The 1,247-nt window shown below is 75.1% G+C and carries 1 protein-coding gene; it reads right to left on the minus strand.

From position 1 onward, the window contains the following. Positions 1 to 74 precede the first annotated feature (74 nt). A complete protein-coding gene (locus ACFVFS_RS32830) occupies positions 75 to 1,010 on the minus strand; it encodes a lysozyme (RefSeq protein WP_380628508.1) in 936 nt (311 codons plus the stop codon). Between the last annotated feature and the right edge of the window lie 237 nt (positions 1,011 to 1,247).

The raw sequence follows: 1,247 nt of genomic DNA on the forward strand, positions 1-1,247 counted from the left end.
GGCCCCGCGGCGGGCCGCCGGGGGGGCGGGGGGGGGGCCCTACCTCGTCCCCCCCCCCGCCCGGGACCGGGGGATCAGCCGTTGGCGAGGGCCTGGACGCGGTCGAAGGCGCCGTTGAAGAGGTTCTGGTCGCCGGGGAAGGTGCCGGAGTCGGCGTGCTGCCAGATCGTCTGGTAGCTCCAGCCGGCCGGGAGGGTGCCGACGGTGGAGGCGTAGCGGGCGATCCACAGCGGGTTGGTGGCGCCGAACGAGGCGTTGTTGCCGGTGCAGGTGGTCCACCAGTTGGTCGTGGTGTAGATGGTGGGGTACCGGCCGGTGCGGGTGTGCACGGTGGTGCTGAAGGAGCGGATCCAGCTCACCATGGCGCTCTGGCTGAGGCCGTAGCAGGTGGCGCCGTAGGGGTTGTACTCGATGTCGAGCGCGGGCGGCAGCGTCTTGCCGTCCTTCGACCAGCCGCCGCCGTGGTCGACGAACCAGTTGGCCTGGGCGGTGCCGGAGGAGCGGTCCGGCAGGGCGAAGTGGTACGCGCCGCGGATCAGGCCGGCGTTGTAGGAGCCGTTGTACTGCTGGGCGAAGTACGGGTTGGTGTAGGTGGTGCCCTCGGTGGCCTTGACGTAGGCGAAGCGGGCGCCGTTCGCGCGCACCGTCGACCAGGCGACGTTGCCCTGGTGGCTGGAGACGTCGAGACCGGGGGTCTGGGTGACGGCGAGGGCGGCGGCGGGGGCGGCGCCGGCCTCCCGGCCCTCGTGGGCGGCGACGGTGGAGCCGGCGAAGTCGAGCTCGGGGTGGATCGGCGGCAGCTGGCCGCCGCGCGGGGCGGCGGCGTCGTCGGCGGAGGCCGCATCGGAGGGGGACGCGGTGCCGGGCGCGGGCTCGGCCGCGTACGCCGGGGCGCAGACACCGACGGCCAGGGCGGCCGCGGTGGCGAGCGCGGCGAGCGCGGGGAGCCGGCGGTTCCCCTGCGCGCGGGTGCTGCCGGTGGGGCTGGCGGAGCGGGAAGTGCTGGGCATGACACTCCTCTGGTCCGTGATGACGACCCGTGGGTTGTGCGGACAGCCGGTGCACCGGTGACGGCGACCGGCTGGAGCAGGTTAGCCATGTACGTGCCATCCCGCCAGGCATCGGTGGCCCCATCCTGAACGGGCGTCACATGGCGGCGGCCCCCGTCGTCCCGTCTCCCCGCGCATGCCGAGCCCCGCCCGCCCCGCGGCTCACCCGGCCCGCCCGGAGCGCCGCCCACCTGGGCG

It is taken from the genome of Kitasatospora sp. NPDC057692 (assembly GCF_042799475.1).
GTDB lineage: Bacteria > Actinomycetota > Actinomycetes > Streptomycetales > Streptomycetaceae > Kitasatospora.

Coding starts and splice junctions, on each gene's coding strand:
- ACFVFS_RS32830 (WP_380628508.1), bottom strand. CDS start 1,010: ATGCCCAGCACTTCCCGCTCCGCCAGCCCCACCGGCAGCACCCGCGCG.